The 17,121-nt window shown below is 63.0% G+C and carries 17 protein-coding genes and 1 pseudogene; 9 read left to right on the top strand and 9 right to left on the bottom strand.

The features are described 5' to 3' along the window. Positions 1-170 precede the first annotated feature (170 nt). Positions 171-944, top strand: a pseudogene (locus DWF74_RS30915) (cache domain-containing protein); the annotation flags it as partial. A gap of 84 nt (positions 945-1,028) precedes the next feature. After that, on the top strand, positions 1,029-1,850 hold the full coding sequence (locus DWF74_RS30910; protein WP_416760374.1) for a methyl-accepting chemotaxis protein: 822 nt from the start codon (positions 1,029-1,031) through the stop codon (positions 1,848-1,850). 48 nt (positions 1,851-1,898) lie between these two features. Here DWF74_RS30910 and yegQ read toward each other — a convergent pair whose 3' ends face one another. After that, positions 1,899-3,224, bottom strand: coding sequence for a tRNA 5-hydroxyuridine modification protein YegQ (gene yegQ, locus DWF74_RS05395; RefSeq protein ID WP_102864635.1), 1,326 nt, complete (start codon positions 3,222-3,224; stop codon positions 1,899-1,901). Positions 3,225-3,381: 157 nt separating this feature from the next. Between yegQ and DWF74_RS05390 the strand changes: the two genes are divergently transcribed. After that, entirely contained in the window at positions 3,382-4,443 is a 1,062-nt protein-coding gene (locus DWF74_RS05390; RefSeq protein ID WP_115580530.1) for an AI-2E family transporter, read from the top strand. Here DWF74_RS05390 and DWF74_RS05385 read toward each other — a convergent pair. From DWF74_RS05385 to DWF74_RS05375, 3 genes are all read right to left on the bottom strand, one after another. Further along, positions 4,440-4,622, bottom strand: coding sequence for a hypothetical protein (locus DWF74_RS05385; RefSeq protein WP_102864637.1), 183 nt, complete (start codon positions 4,620-4,622; stop codon positions 4,440-4,442). The two genes, DWF74_RS05390 and DWF74_RS05385, sit on opposite strands and share 4 nt — an antisense overlap. A 108-nt stretch (positions 4,623-4,730) precedes the next feature. Further along, positions 4,731-4,925 (bottom strand): hypothetical protein, encoded by a 195-nt coding sequence (locus DWF74_RS05380; RefSeq protein ID WP_102864963.1) that lies wholly within the window; start codon positions 4,923-4,925, stop codon positions 4,731-4,733. Positions 4,926-5,172: 247 nt separating this feature from the next. Next, entirely contained in the window at positions 5,173-5,532 is a 360-nt protein-coding gene (locus DWF74_RS05375) for a hypothetical protein (RefSeq protein WP_115580529.1), read from the bottom strand. A 255-nt stretch (positions 5,533-5,787) separates the two neighbouring features. Between DWF74_RS05375 and DWF74_RS05370 the strand changes: the two genes are divergently transcribed. Then, the gene (locus DWF74_RS05370) at positions 5,788-6,609 is read left to right on the top strand and encodes a shikimate 5-dehydrogenase (RefSeq protein WP_115580528.1); all 822 of its coding nucleotides are present in this window, start codon (positions 5,788-5,790) and stop codon (positions 6,607-6,609) included. Between the two features lie 95 nt (positions 6,610-6,704). Here the strand turns inward: DWF74_RS05370 and DWF74_RS05365 are convergent, their stop codons facing one another. Continuing rightward, positions 6,705-7,355 (bottom strand): YceH family protein, encoded by a 651-nt coding sequence (locus DWF74_RS05365; protein ID WP_102864640.1) that lies wholly within the window; start codon positions 7,353-7,355, stop codon positions 6,705-6,707. A gap of 221 nt (positions 7,356-7,576) precedes the next feature. Next, positions 7,577-10,096, bottom strand: a complete 2,520-nt coding sequence (locus DWF74_RS05360; protein ID WP_115582422.1) for a flavin-containing monooxygenase — start codon at positions 10,094-10,096, stop codon at positions 7,577-7,579. 177 nt (positions 10,097-10,273) lie between these two features. Between DWF74_RS05360 and DWF74_RS05355 the strand changes: the two genes are divergently transcribed. Beyond that, positions 10,274-11,302, top strand: coding sequence for an AraC family transcriptional regulator (locus tag DWF74_RS05355; protein WP_102864641.1), 1,029 nt, complete (start codon positions 10,274-10,276; stop codon positions 11,300-11,302). A gap of 71 nt (positions 11,303-11,373) precedes the next feature. After that, positions 11,374-11,883 carry a DUF1993 domain-containing protein gene (locus DWF74_RS05350; RefSeq protein WP_102864642.1) on the top strand — a complete coding sequence of 170 codons (510 nt, stop codon included), beginning with the start codon at positions 11,374-11,376 and terminating at the stop codon, positions 11,881-11,883. 91 nt (positions 11,884-11,974) lie between these two features. Here DWF74_RS05350 and sstT read toward each other — a convergent pair whose 3' ends face one another. After that, positions 11,975-13,207, bottom strand: a complete 1,233-nt coding sequence (gene sstT, locus DWF74_RS05345) for a serine/threonine transporter SstT (RefSeq protein WP_102864643.1) — start codon at positions 13,205-13,207, stop codon at positions 11,975-11,977. A gap of 346 nt (positions 13,208-13,553) precedes the next feature. Between sstT and DWF74_RS05340 the strand changes: the two genes are divergently transcribed. Further along, positions 13,554-14,711, top strand: coding sequence for an MFS transporter (locus DWF74_RS05340; RefSeq protein WP_102864644.1), 1,158 nt, complete (start codon positions 13,554-13,556; stop codon positions 14,709-14,711). Here the strand turns inward: DWF74_RS05340 and nhaR are convergent, their stop codons facing one another. Next, a complete protein-coding gene (nhaR, locus tag DWF74_RS05335; protein WP_102864645.1) occupies positions 14,712-15,617 on the bottom strand; it encodes a transcriptional activator NhaR in 906 nt (301 codons plus the stop codon). It lies immediately after the preceding gene. 134 nt (positions 15,618-15,751) lie between these two features. Here nhaR and DWF74_RS05330 point away from each other — a divergent pair, with 134 nt between their 5' ends. Further along, positions 15,752-16,000: a hypothetical protein gene (locus DWF74_RS05330; RefSeq protein WP_102864646.1), complete on the top strand. Its 249-nt coding sequence runs from the start codon at positions 15,752-15,754 to the stop codon at positions 15,998-16,000. Between the two features lie 30 nt (positions 16,001-16,030). After that, positions 16,031-16,786, top strand: coding sequence for a TerC family protein (locus DWF74_RS05325; RefSeq protein WP_102864647.1), 756 nt, complete (start codon positions 16,031-16,033; stop codon positions 16,784-16,786). A 79-nt stretch (positions 16,787-16,865) separates the two neighbouring features. Here DWF74_RS05325 and DWF74_RS30380 read toward each other — a convergent pair whose 3' ends face one another. Beyond that, entirely contained in the window at positions 16,866-17,036 is a 171-nt protein-coding gene (locus DWF74_RS30380) for a hypothetical protein (RefSeq protein ID WP_162884075.1), read from the bottom strand. Between the last annotated feature and the right edge of the window lie 85 nt (positions 17,037-17,121).

The following is a 17,121-nucleotide window of genomic DNA, read 5'->3' as shown; positions in this document are numbered from 1 at the left end:
TCCCTCTCTATGCCGGAGCCGGCTTGCCGGTGAAGGCGTCCTTCAAGGCGCTGCTGGGTCTGCCGGCCCTCTAACCGGCAGGCCCGCTCCTGTGAGGTCGGGCTCAACTTTTGTTTTGGTGTGCCGTTAACGGCTTATCACACCAATAAAAAACCAAGAGTGAGCCCACTATGCGCTTGAGCCTGAAGGCCAAAGTCCTGTCCCTGGCGGTACTCCCGGTACTGCTGTTCGCGCTGGTGATCAGCCTGAGCACGGTGTTCATGTTGCGCCAGCAGGCCCAGAAAGAGGTTGAGGAAACCCGTAGTCGTCTGCTGGGCGAGGCCAAGACCACGCTGCAGAGCTATGTCGAAGTCGCCCTGAACACGATCAAGCCCCTGTATGACGCGGCGGCGCCCGGGGATCAGGCGGCCCGGGCCGAGGTGGTCAAGCTGCTGTCCAACATCACTTACGGCAAGGACGGCTACTTCTTCGGCTACGACTCCGAAACCGTGCGCCTGTTCAAGGGCAACAGCCCGGACGGCGTGGGCAAGAGCTTCAAGGACAATCGCGACCCCAACGGCGTTTATGTCAACCGCGAGCTGGTGCGCGTGGGCAAGGACGGCAGCCATTACGTGCAATACAGCTCGACCCAGCCGGGCAGCGACGTGCTGGTGCCCAAGCTGGGTTACACCGAGTACCTGCCCAAGTGGGACATGGTGCTGGGCACCTCGGTCAATCTCGACGGCATCGACGCCCAGGTGGCGGCGGTCCAGGACAGCGTCAACCAACGCATGGAAGGCATGGTCCTGAGCATCCTCGGGATCGCCGCGGTGGTGCTGCTGGTGATTGCGGCCCTGGGCCTGCTGGTGGCCAACACCATGCTGCGGCCGCTGAACCTGATGAAGGCCAACCTGGATGACATCGCCGCCGGCGAAGGCGACCTGACCCGGCGTCTGGCGATCACCAGCCAGGACGAACTGGGAGAACTGGCCGGTTCGTTCAACCGTTTTGTCGACAAGATCCACGGTCTGGTGCGCCAGATCACCGAGATGACCGGGCAGCTCACCGAGCTGGTGACCCAGGTTTCGGATCAGGCCCAGCGTTCGGAACAGGCCATGGAGCGTCAGCGTCACGAGACCGATCAGGTGGCCACGGCGATCAATGAAATGTCTTCGGCTGCCCAGGAAGTGGCGCGCAGTGCCCAGGGGGCGGCGGTGGCGGCGCAACAGACCGATGAGGAAGGCCAGGCGGCCAAGCGCGTGGTGGATGGCAGCATTCAGCAGATCCATGCCCTGGTCAGCGATATTCGCAACAGCGGCACTTCCCTGGACAGCTTGCAGCAGGACGTGACGTCGATCGTCAGCGTGCTGGATGTGATCCGCTCCATCGCCGAGCAGACCAACCTGCTGGCACTGAACGCGGCCATTGAGGCGGCCCGGGCCGGGGAGGCCGGGCGTGGTTTCGCGGTGGTCGCCGATGAAGTGCGGGCCCTGGCCAGCCGTACCCAGCAAAGCACCCAGGAAATCCAGGGCATGATCGATCGCCTGCAGCAGGGCACCCGGGTGGCGGTGGACGCCATGCGCCGCTCCAGCGACGCCGGCGATGGCACCTCGGTGAAAGCCAACGAGGCCGGTGCCTCGCTGGACACCATGGCTCAGCTGATTGGCACCATCAATTCGATGAACGCGCAGATTGCCAGTGCCGCCGAAGAGCAGACCGCAGTGGCCGAGGAGATCAACCGCAGCGTGCATCAGATTGCCGTGGCGGTGGACAGCGTGGCCGATGAAACCCAGCGCGGGGCCCAGACGTCACGCAGCCTGGCGGACCTGGGGCAGCGCCTGGGTCGGTTGGTGGGGCAGTTCCGGATCTGATGTTGTGCTCAGCCAGCCGCCCGGGGCGGCTGGCAAGAGCGCTGCGCTTCAGGCGCTGATGTCGCGCATCAACAGACCAAAGCGCAGGTCCACCTGATCGGGGATCGGTAGGTACACGGTGTGGCCATCCCCCGGGGCGACTTCGATGGCTTGGCCCTTGGCGTTCTGCAGTTCGTGCAGATCGAAATGGAAGTTGCCCTTGGGGGTCATCAGTTCCATGTGATCGCCCAGGGCGAAACGGTTCTTCACCTTCACTTCTGCCAGACGGTCACGGCGTTCGCCGGTGAGTTCGCCGACGAACTGCTGGCGTTCCGACACCGAGCTGCCGTTCTGGTAGTTCTGGTATTCGTCATGTACATGGCGCCGCAGGAAGCCTTCGGTGTAGCCGCGCTGGGCCAGGGATTCCAGATCGTTCATCAGGCTGCGGTCGAACTCGCGCCCGGCCGCCGCGTCGTCGATGGCCCGGCGGTACACCTGGGTGGTGCGCGCGCAGTAGAAGTGGGATTTGGTCCGGCCCTCGATCTTCAGCGAGTGCACGCCCATGCGGGTCAGGCGTTCCACGTGCTGCACCGCCCGCAGGTCCTTGGCATTCATGATGTAGGTGCCGTGCTCGTCCTCGAAGGCCGGCATCAGCTCGTCCGGGCGATTGGCTTCCTGGAGCAGGAACACCTGGTCGGTGGGTGCCCCCAGGCCCAGGGTCGGCTCCGGCTGGAAGGTCTGGACGATGTCCCCGAGGTTGTTCTCGGTGGCTGCTTCGGCCTTGTATTTCCAGCGGCAGGCGTTGGTGCAGGTGCCCTGGTTGGCGTCGCGCTTGTTCATGTAGCCCGAGAGCAGGCAGCGTCCGGAATAGGCCATGCACAGGGCGCCGTGGACGAAGACTTCCAGCTCCATGGCCGGCACTTTCTGGCGGATTTCCTCGATTTCTTCCAGGGACAGTTCCCGGGACAGGATGATCCGGGTCAGCCCTTGCAGTTGCCAGAATTCGACGCTGGCCCAGTTCACCGTGTTGGCCTGCACCGAGAGGTGGATCGGCATGGCCGGGAAGTGCCGGCGCACCAGCATGATCAGCCCCGGGTCGGACATGATCAGCGCATCCGGGGCCATTTCGATGACAGGCTCCAGGTCCTTGAGAAAGGTCTTGAGCTTGGCGTTGTGCGGGGCGATGTTGACCACCACGTAGAAACGCTTGCCCTGGGCCTGGGCCTCGCGGATACCGAGGGCCAGGTTGGCGTGGTCGAATTCGTTGTTGCGCACCCGCAGGCTGTAGCGCGGTTGGCCGGCGTACACCGCATCGGCGCCGTAGGCGAAGGCGTAGCGCATGTTTTTCAGGGTGCCGGCGGGGGCCAGGAGTTCGGGCTTGGCGAGGAGCGTCATGGGGCTGTCGGTCGCAAAAGGTCGCGAGGGTAAGCCAGTGCTGGCGGGCATTCATTGATCTGGATCTATGTCTGATGCAGAAAAAACGCACTCGGCATCACGGCTGCGGACTAACCTCAGGACGCCGTGATGGGGCGTTGACTGATCTGGATCGGACATGAATCAAAACAACCTGCAAAACAAAAGCCTGCTGCTGTTACTGGTCCTGGTGACGGTGGCGTTCATCTGGATTTTGCTGCCGTTCTACGGAGCACTGTTCTGGGCGGTGATCCTGGGCATCGTCTTTGCTCCCTTGCAGCGCCGTCTGCAATTGAAGTTCGGCTGGCCGCGCAATCTCACGGCCTTGTGCACCCTGCTGACCTGCCTGGTGATCGCCATCTTGCCGGTGATCATCACCAGTGTGTTGCTGGTCCAGGAAGGGGCCGAGCTGTACAAGAAGATCGAAAGCGGTCAGTTGGACATCGCCGGCTACCTGGCCCAGTTCAAGCACAGCCTGCCACCCTACTTTCAGCACTTGCTGGATCGCTTGGGCCTTGGCGAGCTCAAGGGCTTGCAGGAGAAGACGGTCAAGAGCGCGATGCAGGGCAGTCAGTACCTGGCGACCCAGGCGTTCAGCTTCGGTCAGGGCACCTTCGAGTTCGTGGTGAGCTTCTTCATCATGCTCTACCTGCTGTTCTTCTTTTTGCGTGATGGCGCCGAACTGGCGCGCAAGATCCGCACCGCCGTGCCCCTGGCCGAGTACCAGAAACGCCGGCTGCAACTGAAGTTCAATCGGGTGGTAAGGGCTACGGTCAAGGGCAATGTGCTGGTGGCGGTGACCCAGGGCGCCCTGGGTGGAATGATCTTCTGGTTCCTGGATATTCCCAGTGCCTTGTTGTGGGCGGTGCTGATGGCATTTCTGTCATTGCTGCCGGCGGTGGGGGCGGGGATTGTCTGGGGGCCGGTGGCGGCGTACTTCCTGATCAGCGGAGCGATCTGGCAAGGGGTAGTGCTGGGGGTGTTCGGGGTGTTCGTGATCGGCCTGGTGGACAACCTGCTGCGGCCCATCCTGGTGGGCAAGGACACCAAGATGCCGGACTACCTGATTCTGATCTCGACCCTGGGCGGGCTGGCGATCTTCGGCCTCAACGGGTTTGTCATCGGGCCCTTGATCGCCGCGCTGTTCATGTCCAGTTGGGCGCTGTTCGTCGAAACCCGGCCTCGAGTGCAGTTGCCTTAGCAGTGGACCCTGTGCAGATCGAGTTGCCTGGACAGGGCCTGGGCGGCGGGCAGGGAGGTCAGCGGGCCGCTGACGGCTTCGCCGTCGCGTACCAGGTACCAGCAGGCCAGCAAGCCCAGTTGCCTGAGCGACGCGGGGACGGCACTGCCGATAACGGACATGATCTGAACCTTGGGCATGACAAGCTCCTCGATTGGCGAGGAGTTACCTTACAAAGCCTCAAGTGCTACGAAAAATCACCCAGTCTGATAGTGGACATTGATGCCGGTGCTAGCGGCTGCGGTCGTTCAGTCCACCACCTGATCGAGCATGTGCAGCACTTCCTGCTCATTGAGCAGGCCCTTGCGCACCAGATTCTGGGCCAGCAGCGAGAGAAACTTGGCGCAGCGATGGCCTTCCAGATGCTTGAGTTCGGTCAGGGCGTCGTACACCCGGCTGGAGGTGCAGAGGCCTTCGACGCGGTGGGGGTTTTGCGTGGGCATGGGGTCGTCCTTGTTGTTATGGGCCTGTGGCGAGCGGACTGGGTCGATCTTGCAGTCCTTGAATGACACAAACATGACAGTCCCGCGTTGCTCAGGGCCGTCGTGGGATCAGCGCACTATTCCCGGATTTGCAGGCAAATACTGTTCCAGTCGCGACATTGTTCGGGATTATTCAGACATCCGGGTGATGGCAAAATGCAACAGGCCCCGCTTCGAGGGCGGGGCCTGTGGTTGTTTCAGTGGACGGTTACCAGCGGCCGGGACGTGGGCCGTAGTAGTAATGAGGGTGGCCGTAGTAGCCCCGTGGCGGACCGTAGTACACCGGCGCCGGGCGGTAGTAGACCGGTTGTTGGACATAGACCGGTGCTGGCTGGTAGTAGACCGGCGGTGGTGGCGCGGCATACACCGGCTGGGGTTGCACATACACCGGCGCCTGCTGCACGTAGACCGGACGATCCTGGTTGGCGATCACCGAGCCCACAACGGCTGCACCGACAATTGCGCCCAGCGCTGCGGGGCCGGCCCAGCCACCACCGTGGGCCGATGCCTGGCCGGCGACAGCCAGTGCACCTATGAGCAGGGCAATCTTGGGGATTTTGGAAATCATGGTTGGTCCTCGGTTCAACCCCTGCGTTTATGGTCTGCACCAGACTCAAGAACTGACGCGGGGATACTGCTAAGACAGCGGTTTCTGGAAAATCTGCACAGCCGCTGAGTAAATATTGTGTAAGGTCTGTACCGGCCTCTTTACCGTCATCCCTGGGCGCTGCTGGGGCCTGCAAACCAGCGCCGATATGATCAGGCACAAGGGGCTTGGCTGACCAAGCCCGTCTATCCGAAAGTGCCCAGCGAGGAGATGAATATGCAAATGAACCCCAACAAAGACACCCAGTTGTGCATGTCGCTGTCCGGGCGTCCGGGGAACTTCGGCCTGCGTTTTCACAATCATCTGTATGAGCAGTTGGGGCTCAATTTCTACTACAAGGCCTTCAGCAGTCAGGACCTGCCTGGTGCGGTGCGGGGGATACGTGCGTTGGGGATTCGCGGCTGCGGCGTGTCCATGCCGTTCAAGGAGGACTGCATCGCCCTGGTGGATGAGCTGGATGCCTCGGCCAGGGCCATTGCTTCGATCAACACCATCGTCAATACCGACGGTCACCTGAAGGCCTACAACACCGATTACATTGCCGTGGCCCAGTTGCTGGCCGAGCACGACGTGCCACGGGAATCGACCTTCGCCCTGCGTGGCAGCGGCGGCATGGCCAAGGCGGTGGCCAGTGCCTTGCGTGATAGCGGTTATGCCCAGGGCGTGATCGTCGCGCGCAATGAAGTCACCGGGCGCGCCCTGGCTAGTGCCTTGGGATATGAGTGGCAGGCGGAGTTGGGCAGCCTGCGGCCGCAGATGCTGATCAACGTGACCCCGATCGGCATGAGCGGTGGCCCGCAAGCGCAGCAGCTGGCGTTCGAGGCCGAGGCGATTGCTGCGGCGGACCGGGTGTTCGATGTGGTGGCCGTGCCGTCGGAGACACCGTTGATCCTGCGGGCCAGGGCCGAAGGCAAGCAGGTCATCACCGGGCTGGAGGTGATTGCGATTCAGGCCCTGGAGCAGTTTGTGCTGTATACCGGCGTGCGCCCGAGCGAGGAGCAGTTCCGCCAGGCCGTGGCCTTCGCCCGGGCCCTGTAGCCGCTGACGCAGGCTGCGACAAGGTTTGGGCGTCTGCCAGGGCGTCGCCCCTTTTTTGGGGGGGCGATCGCAGTTTTCGGCAGCGGCTACGGGAGTCAGCCTTCGAGTTGGGCCAGACGTTCTTCCAGGGCGGCAATCCGCGCTTCCAGTTCTTCGATGCGCTCCACTGAAACCGCGCCGCCGGCGCTGCGCTCCACCGGGTTGCCGCGGGCGGCGAGGATCGCTTCGATATCCGCCGGGTCGCCCAGGGCGTGGGTGTAGCGGTCCTCGCGCTGGCCGGCCTGACGCGGGATGTGCAGGGCCAGGCCCCGGGCGATCAGGCGTTCGAGCTGGTGCAGGACTTGCTCGCTGTCTTCGAAATCGTGCATGCGCCCGCTGCGGGTCAGCAGTTCGTTGACCGTCTGCGGACCGCGCAGAAACATCAGGCCGCACAGGATCAACTGCGCCGGCACCAGTTCCAGGGCCTTGTCCAGGCGCTGCTCCCAGCGGTCGGCGCGGCTGCCCATGACCAACCGAGTGAAGCCCCGTGCCTCAAGGGCGCGCAGGCTCTGGCCGACCTGGCCCTGGGTCAGGTTCATCACCGGTTCGCGGCTGGTTTTCTGATTGCAGGCGATCACCAGGGCATTGAGGGTCAGGGGATAGGTTTCCGGGCTGGTGGCCTGCTTTTCGATCAACGAACCCAGAACGCGGATGTCGGTACTGCTCAGGCGCAGTGCTTCGCTGGGGGTGTCGTGCTCGTTGCTCATAAGTGCTGGTCCCTTGGTCACTGATGGATGAGGTCGTGGAAAACCCGGTGCATGGCGCGCTAGGGCGGTCTTGAGTTTTCCGTGGCCGAGTCGGCCTTCTTCGAGGGGCTCTGTTTTACCTTCACAAGCCGGTTCTGGCCATCAGAACTTGGTGGGGCGGGGATCGGGTTGCGGCGTTCAAGCAAGGCAAGGCCGCCGCGCAGTCGGCGCGGCGGCAGGTTTCAGCTGGATTGCGCAGCTTGTGCTGGTTCGGCTGCGGCCCGCGGCGTGGACGGCGCTGGGGGACTGGCGGCGGGTTCCAGGCACCGCTGGGCAAACCGGGCGATGCTGCGCAGGGCGTTCCTGGCAGAGCGCAGATAGAAGGCCTGCAGCTGGAAGACATGCCAGCGCCCGTCGTGAATTTCCAGCTGGCAGGGCACGCCGGACGCCCGTGCCCGTTCGGCCAGGCGGATGGAGTCGGACAGCAGCAATTCCTGGTCGCCGACCTGGATCAGCATCGGCGGCAGGCCGCGCAGGTCCGCTTCCAGAGGGCGATGTGAAAGCGTCTGCGCAGGGACGGCGTAGGCCTTGAGGGCCTGTTCCAGCCAGTCGCGGCGGATCATCGGGTCGACGGCGGATCGGGATTGAAGGCTGTCAGCGCCCAGGTCGGGATCGGTAACCGGCGAGAGCAGTATCAGCCCGGCCGCGAACGGCTCGCCGCGTTGCTTCAAGGTCAGCGCCAGTGCCAGCGCCAGGGCGCCCCCGGCAGAGTCACCGGCAATCAGCAGTTGTTGCGCCGGGCAGCCCTGGGCACGGATGGCGTCATAACAGGCCAGGCAGTCGTCCAGCGCGGCCGGGTAGGGATGCTCCGGTGCCAGTCGGTAGTCAGGCGCCCAGACGCGGCAGCCAGTCTCCCTGGCCAGGCGGCTGGTGACGCTGTAGTGGGTGTCCGGGTTGCCCAGGCAGAAGGCGCCGCCGTGCAGGTAGAGGATGACCGCGTTCGAGGTCCGGGCCTTGGGCTCGACGCACTGCACCGCCGACTGACCCAGGCTCGTGCGCTTGCGGATTACGCCCAGGCCACCGGGCATCAGCCAGGAGAGGGCGTTGACGAGCTTGCGCTGGCTCACCAGTTGCCGCGGCGGGCCGATCAGGGGCCTGAAACTGGCTCTCAGGAAAAGCCGCAAGAAAGCCGCGTTGCACCGTTCCAGCCAATCCCCGGGTGGGGCCACTCGCTGTCCATCGCTGGGCGAAAACGGCGCCTCCAGGGGGCTGGCAAATCGGTAGGCGGACAGTCCGCCATAGCGGGTCAGCCATCTGTAGCTCCAGGTGAAACCGGGCCAGTTGGTGCTGTTGTGCCCCTGTGCGTCGACATACCAGCTCTGGCAGCCGCTCCACACCGAGGTGGCCAGGCGGCGCTGGATGCGCCACTGAAAACGCTGGTAGGGCGACTCGTCCACCTCCAGGGTTTTCGCCGCGCTTTTGAGCAGCGCCCGGCGGGCCTTGATCACGTGGGATATCTGGCTTTCCAGCATGTGGATGATGGAGTTGTGGCCCAGGTTGGTGTTGGGGCCGTAGAGCATGAAGAAGTTGGGGAAGCCGGGCACGCTGAGCCCCAGGTAGGCTGCCGCGCCATCTTGCCAGGCCTGGTTCAGGTCGACCCCGCCGCGGCCGCTGATGCGCATCGGCGAAAGGAATTCGGTGGCGGCGAAGCCGGTGCCATAGATGATGGCGTCCACCGGGTGCTGCTGGCCGTTGAGGGTTGTGATGCCGTGCTCGGTAATGCGCTCGATGCCCTGGGTCAACAGCTCGACATGGGGGCTGGCGAAGGTTTTCAGGTAGTCGTTGGACAGCAGGATGCGCTTGCAGCCGATGGGATAGTCCGGGGTCATGCGCTGGCGCAGTTCGGGGTTGGGCACCGAGGCATTCAGCAGCTTGTGAAAAGGAATACCGACCACCCATTGGGTCAGGCTCTTGAGGCGGGTAAAGCCCAGGGCCCGGGATTCGAAATGCAGGTAGTAGGCGGCGCGCACCAGTTTGGCCCATAGCGGATGGCGGGCGAATCGCTGCTTTTCCTCCGGGCGGTAGGCGCGGTCGGCCTTGGGCATGATGTAGGCCGGGGAGCGCTGGAAGACCTTGAGCGCGGCCACCTGATCGGCGATCTGCGGAACGAACTGGATGGCCGAGGCGCCAGTGCCGATCACCGCCACCCGCTTGTTGGCCAGAGGGTAGTGATGGTCCCAGGCTGCGGAATGGAATACATGCCCCTGGAAACTGTCCAGGCCCGGCAGATTGGGCAGGGCGGGGCGGCTCAGTTGGCCAGTGGCGCTGATCAGCAGGCGGCTGAAGTGCTCCTGGCCATCGCGGCAGATGACCTGCCAGCAACTGCTGGCTTCATCGAACCGGGCGTGGCGCACTTCGCTGCCAAAGTGGATGTGGCGCAGCAGGTCGTAGCGCTGGGCGCAATGCTGCAGGTAACCGTGGATCTCTGCCTGGGGGGCGAACACCCGGGACCAGTTCGGGTTGGGCTCGAAGGAAAACGAGTACAGGTGCGAAGGCACGTCGCAGGCGGCGCCGGGGTAGGTGTTGTCGCGCCAGACGCCACCGACGTCCTGGCCTTTCTCAAGAAGGATGAACTGATCGACCCCGGCCTTGCGCAGGGCGATGGCCATGCCCAGGCCGCCGAAGCCGCTGCCGATGATCAGGGCCTCAAGGGGCGCGGTTGGGCTGGAGGGTGGGGTGCAGGCAGGTGCTGATTGGGGCATGACGACCTCGTTGTTATTGTTGTGCGGCACTGGGTTGATCCTCCCGAGGCCACGTCCTTGTTTCTGTGGTGCAGCCCCGATCAGTGAAGCATGCAGGGAATAAAGTGCAGGCCCCATGCTGTAACGGGACAAGTGCTTTAGTATTTGGGCCAAATCAGCGGTTCATGAGTCCGGCCCATGAGTATCCAGACCTACACCCGAGGACCTTCCAGCGCCTTGCTGCTGGTGAGCTTCGGCCGCGAAAAGGGCTTGCCAGTGGCGAGTTTGCTGGCCGGTTCGGGGTTGTCCCTGGAGCAGTTGCAGGACCCCAACAGCCTGTTGACGGCGGCTCAGGAACTGCAACTGGTGAGCAATCTGCTGGGTTTGCTGGGCAATCCCCGGGGCTTGGGTTACGTCGTGGGCGCGCGCTATCACTTCTCCAGCTACGGCCTGTTTGGCTATGGCCTGATCAGCAGTACGACCGCGGCGGATGCCTTGAACCTGGCCTTGCGCTTCTTACCCCTGACTTATGCCTTTGCCACGATCGGCTATCGATTGGAGCAGGAGCTGGGCGTGCTGACGTTTGCTGAGCCTGCGGTGGCGGACCCGGCGGTACGGGAGTTTCTGCTGCAGCGGGACATGGCTGCTGCGGCGGTATTGATGAAGGAGATTGTGGGCCCGGACTTTCGCCTGACGCGGTTTACCCGGTGCAATGGCCGTCCTGTGGCGCGCAGCAAGGGGGAGGTGGAGCAGATCCTTGGCCTGAGTCCCGCCTATCGGGCCGCGCAGCATGGCCTGGCCTTCGACCGGCGCTTCCTGACCCGGGCCTTGCCCCAGGCCAATCCACTGACGGTGTCGATGTGCGAGCAGATGTGTGCACAGTTGCTGGAGCGTCGTGCAGCGCCTCAGGGGGCTACGGCCCTGGTGCGCCAGTATCTTGAGGCCGCCCCCTCCGGCAGCGTACCGGACCTGCCGAGCATGGCGCGGTTGAGTCGGACCAGCGTGCGTACCCTCAAGCGTCGTTTGCGGGAGGAGGGCACGTCGTACCGGCAATTACAGAGCCAGCACCGCAGCGCTCGAGCCTTGGAGCTATTGGGCAACCCGGCCTTGAGCCTGACGCAGATCGCCGAGCGGCTGGGCTTCAGCGATCTGTCGAGTTTTTCCCAGAGCTTCAAGCGCTGGTTTGGCGTCGCGCCCAGCGCCTATCGCCAAGGGCCGCCGGGATAAAGGCCCCGGGGTCGGCCGCTGTGGCTATAATCGCTGCTCGTTGTATTTCCGCCATCCATGTCGAGACTGTCATGACTATTTCCCTGTACGCCGCTTCCGTTCCTGTCTTCAAGCAAATGCTCAACGCCTTGAGCGATGTACTGCACAAGGCCGAAGCTCACGCCACGGCGAAGAATATCGAACCCAATGCCCTGCTCCAGGCGCGCCTGTATCCGGACATGTTCCCGCTGGTGCGTCAGGTGCAGATCGCCGTGGACTTCGCCAAGGGCGTATCGGCTCGCCTGGCCGAGGTCGAGCTGCCCAAGTACGACGATACTGAAGTCACCTTCGCCGACCTGCAGGCGCTGATTGCCAAGGTCCTGGCCTTTATCGAAGGCATCCAGCCTTCGCAGATCGATGGCAAGGAAGGCATCGAGATCGTCACCCGTCCGGGCACTCCGAAAGAGAAGCGCTTCAGTGGCCAGTCCTACCTGCTGACCTACGGCCTGCCGCAGTTCTTCTTCCACGTCACCACCACCTACGCGATCCTGCGTCACAACGGTGTGGAAGTGGGCAAGCGCGACTACATGGGCGCGTTCTAAGGCGTTCTGCTGAAGAGCGGCACGACCCTTTCAGCGCGCATAAAAAAGCCCGGCCAGGTTGACCCTGGCCGGGCTTTTTAGTGGCCGTGAATCAGGCTGAGGCTTGCGCCTTGTCTTCCTGGGCCATGCACGCGGCGGCGGTGAAGAGCACGTCGGTGGAGGAGTTCAGCGCAGTTTCCGCCGAGTCCTGCAGCACGCCGATGATGAAGCCCACGGCCACCACTTGCATGGCGATTTCGCTGGGGATGCCGAACAGGCTGCAGGCCAGTGGAATCAGCAGCAGCGAGCCACCGGCGACACCGGAAGCGCCGCAAGCGCAGATCGCTGCCACCACACTGAGGAGCACGGCGGTCGGCAGGTCGACGGCGATGCCCAGGGTGTGCACGGCGGCCAGGGTCAGCACGGTGATGGTGATCGCTGCGCCGGCCATGTTGATGGTGGCGCCCAGGGGGATGGACACCGAATAGGTGTCTTCATGCAGGCCCAGGCGCTTGCTCAGCTCCAGGTTGACTGGAATGTTGGCCGCCGAACTGCGGGTGAAGAACGCGGTGATGCCGCTCTCGCGCAGGCAGGTCAGTACCAGCGGGAAGGGGTTGCGGCGGATCTTCCAGAACACGATCAGTGGGTTCATCACCAGGGCCACGAACAGCATGCAGCCGATCAGTACCGCCAGCAGGTGCAGGTAGCCCAGCAGCGCAGCGAAGCCGGAAGTGGCCAGGGTCGAGGCCACCAGGCCGAAAATCCCCAGGGGGGCGAAGCGGATCACTACACGTACGATGACGGTGACCCCGTTGGACAGGTCGTCGAGCACCGTGCGGGTGGTCTGGCCGGCGTGGCGGATGGCCACGCCCATGCCGATGGCCCAGGCCAGGATACCGATGAAGTTGGCGTTCATCAGGGCGCTGACCGGGTTGTCCACCACACTCAGCAGCAGGCTCTGCAGCACTTCGCTGATGCCGCCGGGAGCGGTGATGGCGACGTCCTGGGTCGACAGCACCAGGGCGGAGGGGAACAGGCTGCTGGCGATGACGGCTACCACGGCGGCAGCGAAGGTGCCCAGCAGGTAGAGCACCAGGATCGGCCGGATATGGGTTTCCTGGCCGTGCTTGTGGTTGGCGATTGAGGCCATCACCAGCACGAACACCAGGATCGGCGCCACGGCCTTGAGCGCCGAGACGAAGACCTTGCCGATAAAGGTGGTGGACTTCGCGGCCTCTGGAGCCAGCAGGGCCAGGGCGATACCGGCAATCAGGCCGATAACGATCTGCGTGACCAGGCTCAGGCGTTTGAGGAATTGCAGAAAGGAAGGGGGGGAAGCGCTCATAGCGGTATCTCTGTTTATTTTAATGTGCAGTGCATGCCGGGTGCCCCGGGCCGGAAGTGGCCCGGCTGCAGCGGCACCCATGGCTGCGGTCAATGGCAACCGGCGATCGGGCGACTTGAGTGGCAGTGCGCGATCAGGCCTGTTTTTGGCAGGGGGCGGACTTTATCACAGCAGCCAGTGCTTCCCGCGTCGATGTGACGATCTGCCACTTGGCGCAGCAAGAAAAGCGGCGACGTGGCGGTTGCCCTGACCCGTACTCACTCTGTTAATATTTGTCACCCCCTTTTCCTATCCAGTCAGCGGGCCCTTCGGGCTATCGCTGCTGTCGCCGTTTCTGGAGTTCTTGATGTTGTTGCCCATCCTGCTGTTGTCGGCTGCGGGTTTTACCGTGCTGACCACGGAATTCATCATCGTCGGCCTGTTGCCGTCGATTGCCCGGGACTTGCAGGTCAGCGTGTCCCAGGCCGGCTTGCTGGTGACCCTGTTCGCATTCACGGTCGCCGCTTTCGGGCCCTTCCTGACCGCCTACTTCGCGCGTTTTCCGCGCAAGCAGCTGTTTATCAGCGTGCTGTTGATGTTTGGCCTGGCCAATACCCTGGCGGCGCTCGCACCGAATATCTGGGTGATGTCCCTGGCGCGACTGGTGCCGGCCCTGGGGTTGCCGGTGTTCTGGGCCCTGGCCAGCGAAACGGCAGTGGATATCGTCGGCCCGGACTACGCCGGGCGCGCCATTGCCAAGATCGGCTTCGGCATTGTTTGCGCCACGGTGTTCGGGATTCCCGTGGGCACCCTGATCGCCGATGCCTTTGGCTGGCGCAGCGCCTTTGGCCTGCTCGCTGTGGTGGCCTTCGGCAAGGCCTTGCTGCTGTGGGTCTACCTGCCGACAACCAAGGCGCATAACCAGCAGGCGAGCCTGCGTTCGCAGTTTCGCATCCTGCGCAGCCCGCTGATGCAGGGGCATGTGCTGCTGTCGATTCTGGTGTTCAGCGGCATGTTCACTGCCTACACCTACCTGGCGGATATTCTCGAGCGCCTGGCGGGCTTCAACGGCACCGTGGTGGGCTGGTGCCTGATGGGCTTTGGCGCGGTGGGGTTGATCGGAAATTCCCTGGGCGGCCGGGCTGTGGACCGGCATCCGCTGATCGCTTCCATGGTGTTCTGTGGGTTGATGATCGGCGGCATGCTGGCCCTGGTGCCGAGCATTCATTCGACCCTGGGGTTGGCGGCAGCCATGGGTGTCTGGGGCGTGACCCAGGCAGCCCTGTTCCTGGTCAGCCATGTGCGGCTGATCAAGGCGGCGCCGCAAGCGCCGGCGTTCGCTGCGTCGCTGAACATCGCCGGGGCCAACCTGGGGATCGGCCTGGGGGCCATGGTCGGCGGTCGGGTGATCGACACCTTGGGGCTGGGTAGCCTGGGATTTGCAGCGTCCTGCTTCATTGTGCTGTCCATTGCCCTGGCGTTGCTGCTGATGAAGCTCAAGGCGCCGCACGCCTGTCCTTCCTGATCAGTGGTTGATGGGGGTGAACAGTTCCCGTCGGGCCCCTTCGGTAATGGCGACAATGCCGGGGTGCTTGACCTTGCGCTCCACGGAAATGGCGTAGAACGATTCAGTCACGGCATCGGTCTGGCCAATCAGATGCACGCCGTACTGTTGCCGGACCTCATCGGCAATCACGCTGGGGGCGATAAAGATCCCACTGCCGGACTGGCCGAAGGCCTGCATCAGAGCGCTGTCATCGAATTCGCCGATGATGCGCGGTTGCAATTGCTGTTCGGCGAACCAGCGCAGTAGGCGGCTGCGGACCACGGTTTCCTGGCCCGGGATCAGCAGCGGGGCGCCGTGCAGGCCCCGGGGAAAGTCCGCGCCGTGCAATCGTGCCAGTTCCTCGGTGGCGAAGAAACTGACGCCGCATTCTCCGAGTTTCTGGCTGTAGCCCTTGATGTCCAGATGCGAGGGCATGGGGCTGTCGGAGATCACCAGGTCCAGGCGTTGGATGGCCAGGTCTGCCAGCAGGCGCTCTAGTTTGTCTTCGCGACAGGTCAGGCGAATCGGGTCGCTGAGTTCCATGGTGGGCGCGATCAGGCGATAGACGATGGACTTGGGCACCACGTCTGCCACGCCGACGCGGAATTGGATCTGTTGCTCGTCGGGTCTGGCCCGAAGCATGGCTTCGAGTTCACCACCGAGCTGGAACATCTGTTCGGCGTAGGGCAGGGCCTGGCGCCCGGCTTCGCTCAGTTCCAGTTGGCGTCCGACCCGGTGAAACAGTTCGATGCCATAGGTCTGCTCCAGCAGGCTGATCTGGCCGCTGATGGTTTGTGGGGTCAGGTTGAGCTGCTCGCAGGCGCGGACGATGCTGCCGGTCTTGGCTACAACCCAGAAATAATGCAGTTGGCGGTAGTTGAGCATGGTGACTATCAGTTCGTGAAAAGCGAAGTATAACTGCTAAAAATACGAATTTTCCTGAAGTATTACTCTCCTTAGAATGCCCCGCTATCGACGGGGCCCCACTTGGCCACGCCCGTTCTATCGAGGAATACGGTATGTCATTCAAAAAACTGGGTGCAGCGTCGCTGCTGGCACTGTCTATGCTGACCCTGGCGGCTTGCGATCAGGCGGAAAAAAGCGCACAACAGGTGCTGGACAAGGCGGCCGAGACTGCCAAGCAAGCCATCGACGATACTCACAAGGCTGCAGAGCAAGCGTTGAGTGACGCCACGCAAAGTGTGACCGGCAAGGAAAAACCACAGGAAGACGCGGCGAAGAAGCCGGAGTCGTCCCAGGAAATCTGATCTTTCATACAACCGATTCAGGATTGACCCATGGATTACCTCTTACAACTCGCTGCTAGCCCCACTGCTTGGGTCGCCCTGGCCACCCTGGTGGTGATGGAAATCGTGCTCGGCATCGATAACCTGATCTTTATTTCCATCCTCACCAACAAGTTGCCGGAAAAGCATCGGGCCAAGGCGCGGCGCATTGGTATTGGCATGGCGTTGTTCCTGCGTCTGGCGCTGCTCAGCACCATCGCCTTCATCGTCCAGCTCACCGAGCCGGTGATCGACGTCATGGGGCAGAGCTTCTCCTGGAAGGACATGATCCTGATTGCCGGTGGCCTGTTCCTGGTGTGGAAAGCCACCACGGAGATTCACCACAGCATGACTCCGGAGCCTGAGGCGGACAAAACCCAGGCATCGGGCGTGGCGATCGGCTTTGCTGCTGCGATTGGCCAGATCCTGTTGCTGGACATGGTGTTTTCCATCGACAGCATCATTACTGCCGTGGGCATGACCGAGCACTTGCCGATCATGATCATTGCGGTGGTGGCGTCGGTACTGGTGATGCTGCTGGCTGCCGAGCCGTTGGCCAAGTTCATCAATGACAACCCGACCGTGGTGATGCTGGCCCTGGGCTTCCTGATCATGATCGGCATGACCCTGATCGCCGAAGGTTTCGGCGCCCATGTACCCAAAGGGTATGTGTATGCGGCGATGGCGTTCTCGGCAGCCATTGAAAGCCTGAACATACTGGCTCGTCGGGTCCGTCAGAAGCGTCAGGCGGCGCAAGCCGAGGGCTGATTCGCAACCATGACAAACGGCCGTCTGCACTCCTTGGAGTCAGGCGGCCGTGTTGTTTTCGGCAGGGCGGGGATGTTGATCAGTGGGCAGTGGCTGGGCGCCGGGCGGCTTTTCCAGTCTTGATGTCAGGGGTGGACTGCTGGGGCCGATGATGGTGACGGCGGGTGATGCGTAGCACGCCCCAGAGCATTGCGGCGGCTACGGCCAGCCAGCTCAGGATCAGCATCACTATCGTCGTTGTCAGGCTCATAAGTGCCTCCTTGATGCCCTGTCCAGGGCACACACTCTTACCAATGGTTAGTCTAGTAGTCTCTGTGTTTCAGGCTATTGACCAA

The organism is Pseudomonas protegens, from assembly GCF_003363755.1.
In the GTDB taxonomy this organism is placed as follows: domain Bacteria; phylum Pseudomonadota; class Gammaproteobacteria; order Pseudomonadales; family Pseudomonadaceae; genus Aquipseudomonas; species Aquipseudomonas danubii.
The sequence above is the reverse complement of the archived record's forward strand: the minus strand, read 5'-3'. Positions and strand labels throughout refer to the sequence as shown.

Bases quoted from the DNA above. Each gene is read 5' to 3' on its own strand.
- DWF74_RS30910 (WP_416760374.1), top strand. From the start codon at position 1,029: ATGACCGGGCAGCTCACCGAGCTGGTGACCCAGGTTTCGGATCAGGCC.
- yegQ (WP_102864635.1), bottom strand. From the start codon at position 3,224: ATGACGCTCCTCGCCAAGCCCGAACTCCTGGCCCCCGCCGGCACCCTG.
- DWF74_RS05390 (WP_115580530.1), top strand. From the start codon at position 3,382: ATGAATCAAAACAACCTGCAAAACAAAAGCCTGCTGCTGTTACTGGTC.
- DWF74_RS05385 (WP_102864637.1), bottom strand. From the start codon at position 4,622: ATGCCCAAGGTTCAGATCATGTCCGTTATCGGCAGTGCCGTCCCCGCG.
- DWF74_RS05380 (WP_102864963.1), bottom strand. From the start codon at position 4,925: ATGCCCACGCAAAACCCCCACCGCGTCGAAGGCCTCTGCACCTCCAGC.
- DWF74_RS05375 (WP_115580529.1), bottom strand. From the start codon at position 5,532: ATGATTTCCAAAATCCCCAAGATTGCCCTGCTCATAGGTGCACTGGCT.
- DWF74_RS05370 (WP_115580528.1), top strand. From the start codon at position 5,788: ATGCAAATGAACCCCAACAAAGACACCCAGTTGTGCATGTCGCTGTCC.
- DWF74_RS05365 (WP_102864640.1), bottom strand. From the start codon at position 7,355: ATGAGCAACGAGCACGACACCCCCAGCGAAGCACTGCGCCTGAGCAGT.
- DWF74_RS05360 (WP_115582422.1), bottom strand. From the start codon at position 10,096: ATGCCCCAATCAGCACCTGCCTGCACCCCACCCTCCAGCCCAACCGCG.
- DWF74_RS05355 (WP_102864641.1), top strand. From the start codon at position 10,274: ATGAGTATCCAGACCTACACCCGAGGACCTTCCAGCGCCTTGCTGCTG.
- DWF74_RS05350 (WP_102864642.1), top strand. From the start codon at position 11,374: ATGACTATTTCCCTGTACGCCGCTTCCGTTCCTGTCTTCAAGCAAATG.
- sstT (WP_102864643.1), bottom strand. From the start codon at position 13,207: ATGAGCGCTTCCCCCCCTTCCTTTCTGCAATTCCTCAAACGCCTGAGC.
- DWF74_RS05340 (WP_102864644.1), top strand. From the start codon at position 13,554: ATGTTGTTGCCCATCCTGCTGTTGTCGGCTGCGGGTTTTACCGTGCTG.
- nhaR (WP_102864645.1), bottom strand. From the start codon at position 15,617: ATGCTCAACTACCGCCAACTGCATTATTTCTGGGTTGTAGCCAAGACC.
- DWF74_RS05330 (WP_102864646.1), top strand. From the start codon at position 15,752: ATGTCATTCAAAAAACTGGGTGCAGCGTCGCTGCTGGCACTGTCTATG.
- DWF74_RS05325 (WP_102864647.1), top strand. From the start codon at position 16,031: ATGGATTACCTCTTACAACTCGCTGCTAGCCCCACTGCTTGGGTCGCC.
- DWF74_RS30380 (WP_162884075.1), bottom strand. From the start codon at position 17,036: ATGAGCCTGACAACGACGATAGTGATGCTGATCCTGAGCTGGCTGGCC.